Origin of the sequence: Serratia sp. BFP-2025, assembly GCF_050880365.1 — a bacterium.
Classification (GTDB): domain Bacteria; phylum Pseudomonadota; class Gammaproteobacteria; order Enterobacterales; family Enterobacteriaceae; genus Serratia; species Serratia surfactantfaciens.
On sequence record NZ_JBPAFV010000003.1, the window covers coordinates 405,203 to 421,527 of the forward strand.

Annotated in this window: 14 protein-coding genes and 1 riboswitch; of the genes, 4 read left to right on the forward strand and 10 right to left on the reverse strand. The window is 62.8% G+C overall.

What is annotated here, in order from left to right; all coding sequences use genetic code 11:
- Positions 1-222: 222 nt before the first annotated feature.
- On the reverse strand, positions 223-2,589 hold the full coding sequence (locus tag ACRAWE_RS19975) for a DNA polymerase II (protein ID WP_432525798.1): 2,367 nt from the start codon (positions 2,587-2,589) through the stop codon (positions 223-225).
- 214 nt (positions 2,590-2,803) lie between these two features.
- Between ACRAWE_RS19975 and ACRAWE_RS19980 the strand changes: the two genes are divergently transcribed.
- Positions 2,804-3,574, forward strand: coding sequence for a DedA family protein (locus ACRAWE_RS19980; protein WP_432525799.1), 771 nt, complete (start codon positions 2,804-2,806; stop codon positions 3,572-3,574).
- A 28-nt stretch (positions 3,575-3,602) separates the two neighbouring features.
- Here ACRAWE_RS19980 and ilvN read toward each other — a convergent pair whose 3' ends face one another.
- The 7 genes from ilvN to sgrR form a co-directional block, all read right to left on the reverse strand.
- Positions 3,603-3,896 carry an acetolactate synthase small subunit gene (ilvN, locus tag ACRAWE_RS19985; protein WP_016929110.1) on the reverse strand — a complete coding sequence of 98 codons (294 nt, stop codon included), beginning with the start codon at positions 3,894-3,896 and terminating at the stop codon, positions 3,603-3,605.
- Positions 3,897-3,899: 3 nt separating this feature from the next.
- Positions 3,900-5,594, reverse strand: a complete 1,695-nt coding sequence (gene ilvB / locus ACRAWE_RS19990; RefSeq protein ID WP_019455049.1) for an acetolactate synthase large subunit — start codon at positions 5,592-5,594, stop codon at positions 3,900-3,902.
- Between the two features lie 111 nt (positions 5,595-5,705).
- Positions 5,706-5,819 (reverse strand): ilvB operon leader peptide IvbL, encoded by a 114-nt coding sequence (gene ivbL / locus ACRAWE_RS19995; RefSeq protein WP_154747116.1) that lies wholly within the window; start codon positions 5,817-5,819, stop codon positions 5,706-5,708.
- Between the two features lie 88 nt (positions 5,820-5,907).
- Complete coding sequence (thiQ, locus tag ACRAWE_RS20000) at positions 5,908-6,612, reverse strand: thiamine ABC transporter ATP-binding protein ThiQ (RefSeq protein ID WP_063918147.1); 705 nt, start codon at positions 6,610-6,612, stop codon at positions 5,908-5,910.
- The gene (thiP, locus tag ACRAWE_RS20005) at positions 6,599-8,206 is read right to left on the reverse strand and encodes a thiamine/thiamine pyrophosphate ABC transporter permease ThiP (protein WP_432525802.1); all 1,608 of its coding nucleotides are present in this window, start codon (positions 8,204-8,206) and stop codon (positions 6,599-6,601) included. The genes thiQ and thiP overlap by 14 nt, the downstream gene beginning before the upstream one ends.
- On the reverse strand, positions 8,182-9,168 hold the full coding sequence (thiB, locus tag ACRAWE_RS20010) for a thiamine ABC transporter substrate binding subunit (RefSeq protein ID WP_197667720.1): 987 nt from the start codon (positions 9,166-9,168) through the stop codon (positions 8,182-8,184). Before thiB ends, thiP begins: the two co-directional genes overlap by 25 nt.
- Before the next feature lie 57 nt (positions 9,169-9,225).
- Positions 9,226-9,344, reverse strand: a riboswitch (TPP riboswitch).
- A gap of 37 nt (positions 9,345-9,381) precedes the next feature.
- Positions 9,382-11,043 (reverse strand): HTH-type transcriptional regulator SgrR, encoded by a 1,662-nt coding sequence (gene sgrR / locus ACRAWE_RS20015; RefSeq protein WP_063918150.1) that lies wholly within the window; start codon positions 11,041-11,043, stop codon positions 9,382-9,384.
- Between the two features lie 87 nt (positions 11,044-11,130).
- On the opposite strand from sgrR, the gene sgrT reads away from it, so the two are divergent.
- From sgrT to ACRAWE_RS20030, 3 genes are all read left to right on the forward strand, one after another.
- Positions 11,131-11,307: a glucose uptake inhibitor SgrT gene (gene sgrT, locus ACRAWE_RS20020; RefSeq protein ID WP_019455054.1), complete on the forward strand. Its 177-nt coding sequence runs from the start codon at positions 11,131-11,133 to the stop codon at positions 11,305-11,307.
- Positions 11,308-11,460: 153 nt separating this feature from the next.
- On the forward strand, positions 11,461-12,657 hold the full coding sequence (locus tag ACRAWE_RS20025; RefSeq protein WP_019455055.1) for a sugar efflux transporter: 1,197 nt from the start codon (positions 11,461-11,463) through the stop codon (positions 12,655-12,657).
- A 144-nt stretch (positions 12,658-12,801) separates the two neighbouring features.
- On the forward strand, positions 12,802-14,274 hold the full coding sequence (locus ACRAWE_RS20030; RefSeq protein ID WP_432525804.1) for a DASS family sodium-coupled anion symporter: 1,473 nt from the start codon (positions 12,802-12,804) through the stop codon (positions 14,272-14,274).
- Between the two features lie 37 nt (positions 14,275-14,311).
- On the opposite strand, the gene leuD is transcribed toward ACRAWE_RS20030, so the two are convergent.
- Positions 14,312-14,914, reverse strand: a complete 603-nt coding sequence (gene leuD / locus ACRAWE_RS20035) for a 3-isopropylmalate dehydratase small subunit (RefSeq protein WP_025159634.1) — start codon at positions 14,912-14,914, stop codon at positions 14,312-14,314.
- Positions 14,915-14,923: 9 nt separating this feature from the next.
- Positions 14,924-16,324, reverse strand: coding sequence for a 3-isopropylmalate dehydratase large subunit (gene leuC, locus ACRAWE_RS20040; RefSeq protein WP_044029698.1), 1,401 nt, complete (start codon positions 16,322-16,324; stop codon positions 14,924-14,926).
- Position 16,325 lies beyond the last annotated feature (1 nt).

Below are 16,325 nucleotides of genomic sequence, written 5' to 3' on the forward strand. Positions count from 1 at the left end.
GTAAGTCTTGTTACCGGGCGGGAAGGGCCGCGGCACCTGTACTGAACGTCAGCTAATCCCGGTTTGTTTTAAATTTGGCGGGCAATAGCCGTTCACGCCATGCAGACGTCGCGAGACGGCAGGGCTAAGCGTGGTTCAGTTTTGGGAAGGGCGCTATGGTAATGGAAGGCGGCGCGTTCGTCACCTGCAAAACCCGATGATTTTTCTTAACCTGGCGCAATCTCAAAACAGCCCCATTTGCCCGGTGACCAGCGTGGTGAAATCGTCGTGCAAGAAAGGGAGTATAGCGTCTGCCACCGGTTGCAGCTGGCGTTCGAGGTAATGCTGATAGTCGATGGGCGAATGGCGGGTTTCCAGCGGTTCCGGCCCGGCCACGGTCATCACGTAGCTGATCCAGCCGCCGTTCTGATACTGCAGCGGCCGCCCCTGTTGGCGGTTGTAGTCGTCGGCGATGCGCGCGGCGCGGGCATGTGGCGGCACGTTGCGCTGATAGTCGTCGAGCTTTCTGCGCAGGCGTTTGCGGTACACCAGCTGATCGTCGAAGTCGCCGTTCAGGGTTTTGCCGACGTAGTCGCGCACATAGTCCTGATAGGGCTGCCGTTTGAAGATGCGCTGATAGAGCTGTTGCTGGAACTGCTGCGCCAGCGGCGTCCAGTCGGTGCGCACCGTTTCCAGCCCTTTGTACACCATCTCTTCCTCGCCGTCGGCGCGTGCGATCAGGCCGGCGTAGCGTTTTTTGCTGCCCTGTTCGGCGCCGCGAATGGTCGGCATCAGGAAACGGGAGTAGTGGGTTTCGAACTCCAGCTCCAGCGCGTTCTCCAGCCCGAACTGCTGCTGCAGCTGCTGCCGCCACCAGGCGTTGACCCGTTGCACCAGCGCCCGGCCGATCTGCGCCGCCTGTTGCTCGTCATGCGGCTGTTTCAGCCACACGAAGGTGGAGTCGGTATCGCCGTAAATTACCTGGTAGCCTTCGGCTTCGATCAGCTCGCGGGTTTGCCGCATGATCTCGTGGCCACGCAGGGTGATCGACGACGCCAGCCGCGGATCGAAGAAGCGGCAGCCGCTCGATCCCAGCACGCCGTACAGCGCGTTCATGATGATTTTCAACGCCTGCGACAGGGGCTTGTTGTGCTGGCGTTTGGCGGCCTCGCGGCCCTGCCAGATCTGCTCGACGATCGCCGGCAGGCAGTGTTTGCTGCGCGAGAAGCGGGCGTTGCGAAAGCCGGGCACCGAGTCGGCGTCGCCCGGATGGCGCATGCCCTCCACCAGCCCGACCGGATCGATCAGGAAGGTGCGGATGATCGACGGGTACAGGCTTTTATAGTCCAGCACCAGCACCGAGTCGTACAGGCCGGGCCGCGAGTCCATCACGAAGCCGCCGGGGCTGTGCTCCTCCGGCTGTTCGCCGAGGTTGGGGGCGACAAAGCCCAGGCGGTGCATGCGCGGCATATAGAGGTGGCTGAAGGCCGCCACCGAGCCACCGCTGCGATCGGCCGCCAGCCCGGTGACGGTGGCGCGCTCCAGCAGGAAGTTCAGCAGATCGGCCTTGGCGAAGATGCGCGTCACCAGCTCGCAGTCCTTCAGGTTGTAGCGGGCCAGCGCCGGCTTGTCTTCAGCGAAGCGCCGGTCGATCTCCGCCATGCGCTGATAAGGGTTGTCGATCGCCTTGCCTTCACCCAACAGTTCCTGCGAAACGTATTCCAGGCTGAAGGAGGGAAAGTTCCAGGTGGCGGATTTCAGCGCTTCGATGCCGTCGATGATCAGCCGGCCGGCGGCGGCGGCGAAAAAGTGGTTCTGTTTGAAGCCGTGCTCGCGCCACTCCAGCAGGTTGCCGCCGCGCCCCAGCCGCAGCGGGATCTGGTAGCGCTCGGCATGCTTTTGCAGCACCCGCAGATCGAACTGCACCAGGTTCCAGCCGATGATGGCGTCGGGATCGTGGCGTTCCAGCCAGGCGTTCAACCGTTCCAGCAGCTGGGGGCGGCTGGCGCAATATTCCAGATCGAAATCCAACGGCTCATCGCCGCCGTTGGCCGGCCCCAGCATGTACACCTGCCGCTGGCCGCAGCCTTCCAGCGCGATGGAGTAAAGTTCGCCGTGGGCGGTGGTCTCGATATCCAGCGATACCAGCTTGAGCGTTGGGCGGTACTCCGGCGCCGGCTTCATCTGGCCATTGAGCAACAGGCCGCCGCCGTTGGGGTTGCCGTTGAACCACACCGGCGCGGTGATGAAGCGCTCCATCAGGTAGCGCTCCGGTGGGCGAATGTCGGCCTCGTAGACCGCAACGCCGCCTTCCCGCAGCAGTTTTTCCAGCTTGATGAGCTGACGGTGCTGGCGGCAGTAAAGCCCCAGCATCGGGCGGTGGTGAAAATCCGTCAGTGCCAGCGGTTTCAGTTCGACTTGCCGCTCTTCCCGCAGCAGCAGTTCCACGCGCTGCCGGTGTTCGGCGGGGATAAACGCCACCGAGGTTTGCGGCGGCAGACGCAGCTGACGCGGGCCCGCGTCGGTCGCCAGCCAAAATTCGACCTCGGTGCCGGTGGGCGTGTCGCGCCAGTGGCGAGTGAGCAGGAAACCCTGTTGCAGTGCTGTCATAACCCCTTCGTCTTCCGCCGGGTGGCGTGCGCGACATTCAGCGAGATGTCGGTTTTGGCGCTAATATAGATAAATTATAGTATGGGTTTTTATACAGTGATTGTCCATTGCCGCGCGGTGTTGCCAAATACGCATACAATTCATCGATTGACTCGTCTGCGGCGGCACTGGAAAATCCTCCGCCCGTTTGGCCCGAATAATCCACAGAGGTGTAATGGAAGCCTATTTACAAGATTTGATCACCCAGTCACTGGCTTTCACCCTGATGGTCGTCCTGCTGGTCGCTTTTCTGGAGTCGCTGGCACTGGTGGGGCTGCTGCTGCCCGGCACGGTGATGATGGCCAGCATCGGCGCGTTGATCGGCAGCGGCAAGGTGGACTTTTACTACGCCTGGGCGGCGGGCATCGTCGGCTGCGTGCTCGGCGACTGGATCTCTTATTTCGTCGGCCGCGCGTTCAAGGGGCCTTTACACCGTTGGTCTTTCCTGAAGAAGAACAAGGCGCTGCTAGACAAAACCGAGCACGCCTTGCACCAGCACAGCATGGCGACCATTCTGATCGGCCGTTTCGTCGGCCCGACGCGCCCGTTGGTGCCGATGGTGGCCGGCATGCTCGATTTACCGCCGTACAAGTTCGCGCTGCCGAACATCATCGGTTGCCTGACCTGGCCGCCGGTTTATTTCTTTCCCGGCATTCTGGCGGGCGTGGCGATCGATATTCCCGCCGGTGCCGACAGCGCGATGTTCAAGTGGCTGCTGCTTGCGGCGGCGCTGCTTGTCTGGCTGGCGGCATGGTTGAGCTGGCGCTGGTGGCGTGAAGGCAAGCGCAACGCCGATCGTCTGAGCCGTTGGCTGACGCCGCTGCGGCTGCGCGTGGTGTGCGGATTGAGTTGGTTGGTGGCACTGGCGGCCGGTTATGCGCTGAGCCAGCAGCCGCTGATGCCGGTGTATCGCCACCTGCTGTGGAAGGTGTTGTCGGGTCAATGACAAAAGGGGGCGAAAGCCCCCGTTCGCCTTACTGGAAGAACGCTTCCAGCTGTTCAAATACCCGCACGTCTTCGCTGTGGCGCTTCACCTGCAGCACATCCTCCAGCTTTTCCACCTGGCTTATCATCTGCTCCAGCCGCTGATCGTCGGCGACCAGTAGCCAAATGCGGCTTTGCTGGCCGTCCTTCAACGGCAGACACAAAATGCCTTCGACGTTGAACGCGCGGCGAGCGAACAGCCCGCAAACGTGCGACATCACGCCGGGATGGTTGCGCACCGCCAGCTCCAGGATCACCTGGGGTTTATCTTGTGGTTGCAGCATGGCTTATTCTCCAATCATGTCGATGTTGGCGGCGCCCGGCGGCACCATCGGAAACACTTTTTCATTAATATCGATCAGCGCGTGGATCAGACAGGGGCCCGGTCGTTGGATCGCCTCGGCCAGCGCCGCCTGCGGATCTTCCGCAGCATTCAGATCGCAGGTATCCAACCCGAATCCGGCGGCGATTTTCAGGAAGTCGGTGCGCTTCGGATAGGCGGCGGCGAAGATGCGCTGCTGGTAGAACAGGGTTTGCTGCTGGTGCACCAGCCCCAGCGCCTGGTTGTTCATCAAAATGATTTTCACGTCCAGATCGTGCTCGACCGCGGTGGCCATTTCCTGAATGTTCATCATCAGGCTGCCGTCACCGGAGAAGCACAGCACTTTGCGCTCAGGCTCCGCCAACGCCGCGCCGATCGCCGCCGGCAGGCCGAAGCCCATGGTGCCCAGGCCGCCCGAAGTCAGCCACTGGCGCGGCCGGCTCAGCGGATAGGCCTGCGCCACCCACATCTGATGCTGGCCCACGTCGGTGGTGATGATGGCGTTATCGTCCACGCAGCGCGCGGCGGCCAATACCAGGCCGTAATGGCTCAGCGGATCGTCGGCGTTCGGCATGTTGAACGGGAATTCGCGCTTCAGGTCATTGACGGTGTTCAGCCACGCGCTGCGCGGCTGCGTGTCGATCTGTGGCAGCAACTGTTGCAGCACCTGGCCGACGTCGGCATGGATCGCCACGTTGGCCTGTTTGACCTTGCCCAGCTCGGCGCGATCGATATCCACGTGAATGATGGCGGCGTTAGGGCAGAACTGCTCGGTTTTGCCGATTGCCCGGTCGTCGAAACGCGCGCCCAGCACGATCAGCAGATCGGCCTCCTGCAGAATGAAGTTGGTGCTGCGCGCCGCGTGCATGCCCAGCATGCCCAGCGACAGCGGGTGTTCCACCGGCATCGCGCCCAGCGCCATCAGCGTCATGGTGGTGGGCAGGCTGGCGCGCTCGGCCAGTTCCAGCGCCTGCCGGTGGGCGTCGGCGCAGATGATGCCGCCGCCCAGGTAAAGGATCGGGCGTTTTGCCTGATTGATCATCGCGGCGGCCTGCGAAACCAGTGCCGGATCGAAGCTCGGGGCGGCGTCCGGCACGGCGATCGGCGGCAGCTCTTCCAGCGTGATGGTGGCGGTTTGCACGTCTTTCGGCACATCGATCCAGACCGGGCCCGGGCGGCCTGACTCGGCGATGCGGAACGCGTCGCCGATCACCTGTGGCAGCTCGCGGATATCACGCACCAGATGGTTGTGCTTGGTGATCGGGATGGAAATGCCGTAGGTGTCCACTTCCTGGAAAGCGTCGGTGCCGATCATTGAGGAGGGCACCTGCCCGGTGATGCACACCAGCGGAATGGAATCGAGCTTGGCGTCGGCGATGGCGGTAACCAGGTTGGTGGCGCCCGGCCCGCTGGAGGCGATGCACACCGCCGCCTTGCCGTTGGCGCGCGCCATACCCTGCGCCATAAAGCCCGCGCCCTGTTCGTGGCGCGCCAGCACGTGGTGAATGCGGGTGCTTTGGCTCAGCGCGTCATACAGCGGCAGCGCGGCGCCGCCGGGAATGCCGGCGACGGTAGTGATGCCCTGACGCTCCAGCAGATGAACGATCAATTGTGCGCCGGTAAAGCTGGTGCCCGGTTGAGGCGTGCCCGAAGTTGCCATGTTCCTGTCCTTTCTCAAGGCCGGTGAGCTTTGCTGGGCAGGGTGCTAAAACAAGAAACCCCGCCCGGTTTGCGCCGGCGGGGTTTGGGAATCGATGCGTTGATTCGGACCCTACGGCGCATTGCCGACGACCACCACCACACGCACGACGACCACCGCGGCTGGTAGCGCGGTAACTAGTAGGGTCGAAGTCAGCGAGGATGCGATCACAGGGAACCTTATCATCAGTAAAAAAAGTCAGGTTTTTATAAAAACACAGGCGCAAAATTCGCACAACAGGTTTATTGGCGCAGCATAAAAAACGAGCGTCAGATCACGCTTTACCCGAAATGCCCAGCACGCGCGCTTCGGGCGCGCTGCCGTCCAGCAGGGCCTGCGTCGGGCCGTCGTAGTAGATGCGGCCGTCGACCACCAGCAGCGTGCGCGGCGCGATGCGCGCGGCGTCGTCGAGGTTGTGCGATACCATCAGCAGCGTCAGGTTGCGCTGTTCGCACACCGTCCGCAGCAGTTGCAGCATCTCGTTGCGCAGCGCCGGGTCGAGCGCCGAGAAGGGTTCGTCGAGCAGCAGGATCGGCCGCTGGCGAATCAAACAGCGCGCCAGCGCGGCGCGCTGACGCTGGCCGCCCGAAAGTTGCGACGGCAGGCGTTCCAGATGCTCTTCCAGGCCGACTTGCCGGGCGATTTGCGCCCGCTGTTGGCGCTGCTGCGCGTTCAAGCGCAGGCCGGGATCCAACCCCAATCCGATGTTCTGCGCCACCGTCAGGTGCGCGAACAGATTGTTTTCCTGAAACAGCATCGACACCGGCCGTTTGGCCGGCGGTGTGGCGGTGTGATCCTCACCGTTCAGCAGCAGCCGGCCGCTGGCCGCCGGCAGAAAACCGGCGATCAGGCTCAGCAAGGTGCTTTTGCCGGCGCCGCTGGGGCCGAGCACCGCGACGCGCTCGCCCGGCTGGATGCGCAGGTCAAAGCGCATCGGCAGGTGGTCATACAGATAGGTCAGTTTTTCAAGCGTCAGCATGGCGGCTCGGTAAGCGTTCGATCAGGGTAAACAGCAGGAAGCATAACAGCAGCAACAGCAGCGCGGTCACCGCGCCGTCATGGCTGCGGTAGGCGCCAATCTGCTGATACAGATAAAAAGGCAGGGTACGGAAATGCTCGTTGCCAAACAAGGCGACCACGCCGAAATCGCCGATCGACAGCACGCAGGCGAAGGCCAGCGCCTGCGCCAGCGGGCGGCGCAAGGCGCGCAGCTCAATCAGCCGCAGCCGTTGCCAGCCGCGGATATCCAGCGACAGGCACAGCGGGTTGTAACGTTCGGCGAGGTCGCGCATCGGATTCTCCAACACCTTGAGCGCATAGGGCACCGCCATCAGCGCATTGGTGAGGATCACCAGCGCATAGGGCGACTGCGGCAACCCGATGGTATCGCTCAGCAGCAGGAAGAAGCCGGTGGCCAGCACGATGCCCGGCATCGCCAGGATCACCATGCCGCTCAGCTCCAGCGCCTGGCCGCCGCGCAGCTGCTGCCGCAGCTTCAACTCGCGGCTGCTCCACAGCAGCATCAGGGTGAGCGCCACACACAGCAGCCCGGCGCCGAGGGCGATGCGCAGCGACGTGAACAGGGCCTGCCACAGCACTGGCTGGCGCAGTACGCTGAGGATAGCCTGGTTGGCGCCATCGGCGATCACCGCCAGCAAGGGCGGCAGCAACAGCAACAGCGCGGCGGCGATCAGCAGGGAATCGCCGATGCGTCGCCACAGGCTGTCTTCCGGATTGCGCCAGCGCTGGGCGTGGGTATGCCCCACCGGCAATGCCTGGCTCAGGCGCTGACTGATCAACACCAGCCCGAGACAACAGCCCAGCTGGATCAGCGCCAGCATGGCGGCGCGTCCCAGATCGTAGTCGTAACTCAGCGCCTGGTAGATCGCCAGTTCGATGGTGGTGGCCTGCGGCCCGCCGCCCAGCGACAGCACGGTGGCGAAGCTGGCGAAGCACAACATGAAGATCAGCGCGCCGCTCGGCAGGATTTGGCGGCGCAGCGCCGGCCATTCGACGAAGCGGAACTGCTGCCAGCCGCTCATGCCCAGTTGGGCGGCCAATTGGCGCTGTTCCACCGGAATATTCTCCAGCGCCTGCAGCAACAGGCGGGTCGCCAGCGGCAGGTTAAAGAACAGGTGCGCCAGCAGAATGCCCTGCAGGCCGTAAGGCGAGAAGCCATACTCCACGCCCAGCCAGCCGCACAGCGTCGCCAGCCAGCCCTGGCGCCCATAGACGCTGAGCAGGCCGAATACCGCCACCAACACCGGCAGCACCAGCGTCATGGCGCACAGCCGCAGCAGCAGTTGCCGGCCGGGGAAACGGCGGCGATAGAGCGCGCGCGCCAGCGGGATGGCGGGCAGCACCGAGATCAGCGCCGACAGCAGCGCCTGCCAAAAGGTGAAGCGCACCACGTGCCACAGATAGCTGTCCTGCCAAAGGCCGCGCCAGTCGCTGTCCGGCGCGTGACGCCACAGCGACCCCATCGCCAGCGCGGCGACCAGCAGGATCACGCCGGCGGCCAGCAGCCCCGGCCAGAGCCAGCGGGGGATCAGCGGCTGACGGCGGTTTGCCATGCCCGGATCCAGCCGCCGCGTTGTGTGGCCACCTCTTCGGCACTGTACTGCAGCGCGGTATGCGGTACGTTCATCTGTTCAAAGCCGACGGGCAGCGGAGTGTTGATCACCGGGTACATCCAGTTGCCGGTCGGAATGGTGTTCTGGAATGCCGGCGTCACCATGAACTGCATGAAACGCTCCGCCAGTTCGGGTTGTTTGGCGGCCTTCAGCTTGCCGGCCACTTCCACCTGCAGGTAGTGGCCTTCGCTGAACATGGCGGCGGCGTAGAGGTCTTTTTTCTCTGCGATCAGGTGGTAGGCGGGAGAGGTGGTGTAGCTGAGCACCAGATCGCCTTCGCCTTTCAGGAACAGGCCGTAGGCTTCACTCCAGCCTTTGGTGACGGTGACGGTCTTCTTCGCCAACTGCTGCCAGGCGGCCGGCGCCTTGTCGCCATACACTTTCTGCATCCACAGCAGCAGGCCGAGCCCCGGCGTGCTGGTGCGCGGATCTTCGTAGATCACTTTCCAGTTGCGATCGCTGCTGACCAGCTCCTGCAGGCTTTTCGGCGGGTTCTTCAGTTTTTCTTTGTTGTAGACGAAGGCGAAGTACCCGTAATCGTAAGGCACGAAGGTCGCGTCCTGCCAGCCGCCCGGCACCGTCAGTTTGGCGCTGTCGACGCCGCTCGGCGCGAACAGGCCGGTTTGCTGCGCCGCCTGCAGCAGGTTGTTGTCCAACCCCAGCACCACGTCGGCGGCGCTGTTCTTGCCCTCCATGCGCAGGCGGTTCAGCAGCGAGACGCCGTCTTCCAGCGCGACGAACTTCAGTTCACAGTCGCACTCGGCCTCGAAGGCTTTCTTCACCGCCGGGCCAGGGCCCCAGTCGGCGGCGAAGGAATCGTAGGTGTAAACCGTCAGCGTTGGCTTGGCGAACACCGGCGCGGCGCACAGCAGCAATAAGCAGGGCAGATATTTTTTGACCACGTTGCTCTCCTGAGAAATAAGGGGGCAAGGGCATCTGAGGGGGCGAGGCGGCGTCGCCGGTTCGCTGGGCTCAAATCCCTCCGCCGGTATTGACCGGATCAGGTTCGACGGGTGTGCTCTCAGCGGAAAATCGGGCGTGTGATACGCAGCGAATTTCCGCACCCCGTTGAGACGGCGCTATTGTAAAGATTAACCGGCCTTGACGAAAGGCGCTTATGCCTCCGGTGGGGCAAACCAGGCGGACTTGAAGTCGAACCAGCCGAGGGTGTTCATTCGCACGCCGCGCATGCTGCGCTGGCCGTGCAGCTGCAGCCAGTGGTGGAACAGCGGATGCAGTTGATGATCGCTGACCAGACGTTGGCAAAACTCCGCCAGCGGCAGGCGGTTGGCTCGCCACAGCGCGGCGTCCTGCGCCAGATCCTCGTTCATGCAGTGCTGCATCAGCGGCAGTTCATACAGTGTGGCGAACAGCGAAAACTCCAGCGGCAGATAGAAGTTGGCGCTGCCGAGCCACAGATCGCTGCGCGCGTCCCCCTGGTGCCAGGTGGCGTAGTCCACGCTTTGCACGATCAGGCGGATGCCGTGCTGCGCCAGCAGCGGCTCGATCGCCTGACGGATGGCGTGAAACTCCGAATGCTCATTGAAGTGGGTCATCGTCAGTTCGGTCAGACCCGGCGGCTTGGGCTGCTGCGCCAGCGCGCGGTTGTGGTGCCAGCGCGGCAGCAGGCCGTACGCCGGCGACCAGTAGCGCTGATAGAGCGGCCCGGCGTGGCTCAGCAGCGAAATGGGATTGATCAATTCGCACAGCCAGCTGCGAATGGCGGGATCGGCCGCCAATGGGGAGCGCCGATCGAACAGCAGGAAATAACAGCCCTCTTCCAGCCGGCTTTCCAGTTCATTGTTGGCGGTTTCATCGCCCTGCAGCTGTACGCCTGAGTGCACCAGCTCTTCGGAGAATTCCGGCAGCACCCAGATATTCACCTCATCGATCAGCGCCCGGTAGCCGAAATAGTCGTCGAAGGCGTGGATCTTCATCTGGCTGGGGAGATTGCGCACCACGCGGTAGGGGCCGGTGCCGATCGGATGGCGGGCGAAGTCCGGCAGCTCGCGCCATTCGCGCGGCAGGATCATGGCGTGTACGCTGCCTAATAGCCAGGGCAGCCAGTGATCGGCGCTGCGCAGATGCACGTCGACAACGAACGGCGTCGGCGAGGTGACGCTTTCGATATGCGAGAACAGCGGTTGCGAGGTCAGACGCGAAAGCGAACTGATGACGTCCGCCATCTCCAACTCGCGGCCGTGGTGAAAATGGATCGCCGGGCGCAGGTAAAACCGCCAGTGCAGCGGCGTCAGCATTTGCCAATGGTGGGACAGGTCGGACTCCAGTTCCCCGTTTTCCTCATTTATGCGCGTCAGGCCGTTGAAGATCTGGCGCGCCAAATGGGTCTCCGAACGCCGCAGCGCCGAGCCGGGCAGCAGGTTGTACAGCTGCCGGTAGTAGAGCACCCGCAGGATGTGTTTCCCCTGGCGGAAGCTGCGCCCCAGCTGCGACAGCAGCATCTGACGCACTACGTCTTTGTCGCCCACCAGTTGCACCAACTGATCGATGCGATCCTGTTCCAGCAGCTCCTCGGCCCGCTGTTGCTGCAGCGCCAGGCCGGTGTAATGGAAGGTGAGCCGCGAACGTTTGCCGCGCCCCGATTCCGCCTGCCAGGTGAGCCAACCCTCCCGCTGCATGGCGCTCAGCAGGGAGCGCACGTGCCGCCGCGAGCAGCTGAGCGCCTCCGCCAGCGCCTGCAGCGTGGTGTCGGTGGTTTCACCGTGGCAGCGCTGCCACAGACGGATGAACTGCTGCTGCAATCTGGACGTGGACATAAAAGAGGAACACTCCCGCCTCAAGTCGTCAATTTTTCTTTCCCTATATTACGCCGATAATTTTCATCAATGAAAGGGGAGGGCGTAATGATGAAAGCTTTCTTATCCAAACAGTTCTATCAGCGCTATTTCCGCGCGGTGCGCCGTCAGCATGCCGACTGGCTGAGCGTGGTGCCCGAACAGGCGCGGCTGGCGATGCTGGCGCACCTGACGCAATGGGACATCAAAGAGATGACCGACAAGCAGTACCGCGAGCACCTGTAGGGGCTGCGGCGACAAGTTTCTGAGTAATGGTGCTGTTTCACCAGCCAGTGGGGGGACCCACTGGTTTTTTTATGCCTGGTCAGGGCGATGCGCTTGCATTTTTCTCGCCGTGGCCTAAGGTTTCACTTTCGTTTTGAGGTCAGGGAAGACGATATGCAACGCTTGAGCCGGCTGACACTGCGCATCAACCCCATCTTTGCCGCATTCCTGCTGATCGCTTTTCTTTCCGGCATCGCCGGCGCGTTGCTGACGCCGACGCTCAGCCTGTTTCTGACCACCGAGGTGAAAGTGCGGCCGTTGTGGGTCGGGCTGTTTTATACCGCCAATGCGGTGGCCGGCATTCTGGTCAGCTTCCTGCTGGCCAAGCGCTCCGACACCCGCGGCGATCGACGCCGGTTGATCCTGCTGTGCTGCCTGATGGCGGTCGGCAACTGTCTGTTGTTCGCTTTCAATCGCGATTATCTAACGCTGATCACCGCCGGGGTGTTGCTGTCGGCGATCGCCAACACCGGCATGCCGCAGATTTTCGCGTTGGCGCGTGAATACGCCGACAGCGAGGCGCGTGAAGTGGCGATGTTCAGTTCGGTCATGCGTGCCCAGCTTTCGCTGGCGTGGGTGATTGGCCCGCCGCTGTCGTTTGCGTTGGCGCTGAATTATGGGTTCACCGTGATGTTTCTGATCGCCGCCGCCACCTTCGTGATTTGCGCGCTGCTGGTGTGGTTCACGTTGCCATCGGTGCCGCGCGCGGCGGAGCGCAATGAGCTGCATGGCGGTGCCTCTGCGCCGATCGCGCCCGCCGGCGCCTGGCGCAATCGCGACGTGCGGCTGCTGTTCATCGCTTCGATGCTGATGTGGACCTGCAACACCCTGTACATCATCGACATGCCGCTGTATATCACCGCCGATCTCGGGCTGCCGGAAGGGCTGGCCGGCGTGTTGATGGGCACCGCCGCCGGGTTGGAAATCCCGGCGATGCTGCTGGCCGGTTACTACGTCAAGCGCTTCGGCAAACGCAATATGATGCTGTTGGCGGTGACGGCGGGCGTGCTGTTCTACCTTGGGCTGACGATGTTGGCGACCAAGCCGGCCCTACTCGCTCTGCAGCTGCTCAACGCGGTGTTTATCGGCATCGTCGCCGGTATCGGCATGCTCTATTTTCAAGATTTGATGCCGGGTCGACCGGGCGTCGCCACCACGCTGTTCACCAACAGCATCTCCACCGGGGTGATCCTGGCCGGGGTGCTGCAGGGCGCGCTGGTGGAGAACCTCGGTCACTACTCGGTGTACTGGCTGGCGGCGCTGCTGGCGCTGGCGGCGCTCTGGATGAGCGCCAAAGTGCGTGAAGTGTGAGGTCAAACGGCGGCATTCTTGATGCAAGTCATTGAGAATGCTAAACCGGACGCCCAAGCTGAAGGCATATGGAGCGCGATCGTTGCGTCCACGCCCGTCTCGCTATTGAGACGCCGCCTCGTTGTTTAGAACAGTGGGAACGTTATGGATAAACTCACACCGCTCAAACCGCTTCCTTCCCTGTGCGCGCTCGCCGCCACGCTGATCATCTGGTTCCTCATTCCCGTCCCCGAAGGCGTTGCGCCCAACGCCTGGCAGCTGCTGGCGCTGTTTATCGGTACCATCATCGCCATCATCGGCAAGGCGATGCCGATCGGCGCGGTCTCGGTGATCGCCATCGCTCTGGTGGCGGTGACCGGCGTCACCAACCCCGGCAAGCCGGGCGCGGCGCTGGACGACGCCCTCAGCGGCTTCTCCAACCAGCTGATCTGGCTGATCGGCTTTTCGATCATGATCTCCCTCAGCCTGAACAAAACCGGACTGGGCGCGCGCATCGGCTACTATTTCATCTCGCTGTTCGGCAAGAAAACGCTGGGCATCGCCTACGCGCTGACGCTGGCGGAAACCACGCTGGCGCCGGTGACGCCGAGCAATACCGCGCGCGGCGGCGGCATCATTCACCCGATCATGAAGTCGATCGCCGACAGCTTCGGCTCTAAACCCGAACTTAATACCTCCGGCAAGATTGGCCGCTATCTGTCGCTGGTGAACTACAACATCAACCCGGTCACCTCGGCGATGTTTATCACCGCCACGGCGCCTAACCCGCTGATCGTCAGCCTGATCGCCAAGGGCACCCACGGCAGCTTCGAGCTGTCCTGGTCGATGTGGGCGGTCGCCGCCCTGGTGCCGGGGCTGTGTTCGCTGATCGTGATGCCGCTGGTTATTTACCTGCTGTATCCGCCCGAGGTGAAAAGTACGCCGGACGCGCCGCGCTTCGCTCGCGAAAAACTGCAGGCGCTGGGGCCGGTGACGTTGCCAGAAAAAATCACCCTCGGGGTGTTCGCACTGCTGCTGGTGCTATGGGCCGGCATCCCGGCGATGATCTTCGGCCCGGCGCTGGCGGTTAATCCCACCACGGCGGCGCTGATCGGCCTGGCGGTGCTGCTGGCCACCGGGGTGCTGAGCTGGGAGGACGTGCTGAAACATAAAGGCGCCTGGGATACCGTGGTGTGGTTCTCGGCGCTGGTGATGATGGCCAGTTTCCTCGGCAAGCTGGGGCTAATAGGCTGGCTGTCGCAAACCGTGGGCAACGGCATCGACCGTATGGGCATGAGTTGGGTGGGCGGCACGATCTTGCTGACCATTATCTATTTGTATTCTCACTATTTCTTCGCCAGCACCACCGCGCACGTGACGGCGATGTTCGCCGCCTTCTTCGCCGCCGGCATCGCGCTCGGGGCGCCGCCGGCGTTGCTGGGCCTGATCCTGGCGTTCTCTTCTTCGCTGATGATGTCGCTGACCCATTACGGCACCGGCACCGCGCCGATCATCTTCGGCTCCGGCTATGTGACGCTGGGGGAGTGGTGGAAAGCGGGATGGGTGATGAGCGTGGTTAACCTGCTGATCTGGATGCTGATCGGCGGGGCATGGTGGAAGCTGCTGGGCTACTGGTGAGGAAAAAATTCACCCGCCGGGCGGCGGGTGAAAGGGATCAGTTCAGAAATGCCGGCTGCTGCGCTTCGTAGCGGGAGATGTCCGCTTCGTGCTGCAGCGTCAGGCCGATGCTGTCCAGTCCGTTGATCATGCAGTGGCGGCGGAAGCTGTCTATTTCGAACGGATAGCTTTTGCCGCCGGCGTTGACCGTCTGGTTCTCCAGATCCACCACGAACTCTGTTCCCTCGTTGGCGTCCACCAGTTTGAACAGCTCGTCCACCTGCTGCTCGCTCAGCGTCACCGGCAACAGCTGGTTGTTGAACGAGTTGCCGTAGAAGATATCGGCGAAGCTCGGCGCGATCACCACTTTGAAACCGTAGTCGGTCAGCGCCCAGGGGGCGTGTTCGCGCGAGGAGCCGCAGCCGAAGTTTTCGCGCGCCAACAGGATGCTGGCGCCTTTATAGCGCGGTTTGTTCAGCACGAACTCCGGGTTCGGTTGCTGGCCGGCGTCGTCGAGGAAGCGCCAGTCGTTGAACAGGTGCTGGCCGAAACCGGTGCGGGTGACCTTCTGTAAAAACTGCTTGGGAATAATGGCGTCGGTGTCGACGTTGGCCGCATCCAAAGGCACCACTAAGCCGGTATGTTGAGTAAATTTAGCCACGTTAGCCCCTTAGTGAATATCACGGATGTCGGCGAAGTGACCGGCGACGGCGGCCGCGGCGGCCATCGCCGGGCTGACCAGGTGGGTGCGCCCACCGCGGCCCTGACGCCCTTCGAAGTTACGGTTGCTGGTGGATGCGCAGCGCTCGCCCGGATTCAGGCGGTCGTTGTTCATCGCCAGGCACATCGAGCAACCCGGCAAACGCCATTCGAAACCGGCTTCGATAAAGATTTTGTCCAACCCTTCGGCTTCCGCCTGGGCCTTCACCGGGCCGGAGCCAGGCACTACGATAGCCTGCACGCCGCTGGCGACCTTGCGCCCCTTGGCGATAGCCGCCGCCGCGCGCAGATCTTCGATGCGTGAGTTGGTGCAGGAGCCGATGAACACTTTGTCGATCGGCACCTCGGTCAATTTGATGCCCGGTTTCAAATCCATGTAGGCCAACGCTTTCTCGGCGGAGGCGCGCTCGACCGGATCGCTGAACGATTCCGGCGCCGGGATCGCCTGATTGACGGCGATCACCTGGCCGGGGTTGGTGCCCCAGGTGACCTGCGGCGCGATCTCTTCGGCGTGCAGCGTCACTACGGTATCGAATTGGGCGTCGGCGTCGGACTTCAGCGTACGCCAGTAAGCGACCGCCTGCTCCCAGTTTTCGCCGGTTGGCGCAAACTGGCGCCCCTTCAGGTAGGCGAAGGTGGTGTCGTCCGGCGCCACCAATCCGGCTTTGGCGCCCATTTCGATCGCCATGTTGCACAGGGTCATGCGGCCTTCCATGCTCAACGCTTCGATCGCCTTGCCGCAGAATTCCACCACGTGGCCGGTGCCGCCGGCGCTGCCGGTTTTGCCGATCACCGCCAGCACGATGTCTTTGGCGGTAATGCCCTCGGCGGCGTCGCCGGTCACTTCAATCTTCATGGTTTTGGCGCGGCCCTGCTTCAGGGTCTGGGTCGCCAGCACATGCTCCACTTCCGAGGTGCCGATGCCGAACGCCAGAGAGCCGAAAGCGCCGTGGGTGGCGGTGTGCGAGTCGCCGCAGACGATGGTCATGCCCGGCAGCGTCATGCCTTGTTCAGGCCCAATCACGTGCACGATGCCCTGGAACGGGTGGTTCAGGTCATACAGCGAAACGCCGAATTCCGCGCAGTTCTTGATCAGCTCCTGCATCTGGATACGCGCCATTTCGCCGCTGGCGTTGATGTCTTTGGTCTGGGTCGACACGTTGTGATCCATGGTGGCGAAGGTTTTGCCGGGCTGGCGTACCTTGCGGCCCATGGCGCGCAGGCCGTCGAACGCCTGCGGCGACGTGACTTCGTGCACCAGGTGCCGGTCGATATACAGCAACGGCGTTTCGTTCGGCGCTTCGTGCACCACGTGGGCGTCGTACAGCTTCTGGTATAAGGTCTTGGCCATG

Coding starts and splice junctions, on each gene's coding strand:
- ACRAWE_RS19975 (WP_432525798.1), bottom strand. CDS start 2,589: ATGACAGCACTGCAACAGGGTTTCCTGCTCACTCGCCACTGGCGCGAC.
- ACRAWE_RS19980 (WP_432525799.1), top strand. CDS start 2,804: ATGGAAGCCTATTTACAAGATTTGATCACCCAGTCACTGGCTTTCACC.
- ilvN (WP_016929110.1), bottom strand. CDS start 3,896: ATGCTGCAACCACAAGATAAACCCCAGGTGATCCTGGAGCTGGCGGTG.
- ilvB (WP_019455049.1), bottom strand. CDS start 5,594: ATGGCAACTTCGGGCACGCCTCAACCGGGCACCAGCTTTACCGGCGCA.
- ivbL (WP_154747116.1), bottom strand. CDS start 5,819: ATGATAAGGTTCCCTGTGATCGCATCCTCGCTGACTTCGACCCTACTA.
- thiQ (WP_063918147.1), bottom strand. CDS start 6,612: ATGCTGACGCTTGAAAAACTGACCTATCTGTATGACCACCTGCCGATG.
- thiP (WP_432525802.1), bottom strand. CDS start 8,206: ATGGCAAACCGCCGTCAGCCGCTGATCCCCCGCTGGCTCTGGCCGGGG.
- sgrR (WP_063918150.1), bottom strand. CDS start 11,043: ATGTCCACGTCCAGATTGCAGCAGCAGTTCATCCGTCTGTGGCAGCGC.
- sgrT (WP_019455054.1), top strand. CDS start 11,131: ATGATGAAAGCTTTCTTATCCAAACAGTTCTATCAGCGCTATTTCCGC.
- ACRAWE_RS20025 (WP_019455055.1), top strand. CDS start 11,461: ATGCAACGCTTGAGCCGGCTGACACTGCGCATCAACCCCATCTTTGCC.
- ACRAWE_RS20030 (WP_432525804.1), top strand. CDS start 12,802: ATGGATAAACTCACACCGCTCAAACCGCTTCCTTCCCTGTGCGCGCTC.
- leuC (WP_044029698.1), bottom strand. CDS start 16,324: ATGGCCAAGACCTTATACCAGAAGCTGTACGACGCCCACGTGGTGCAC.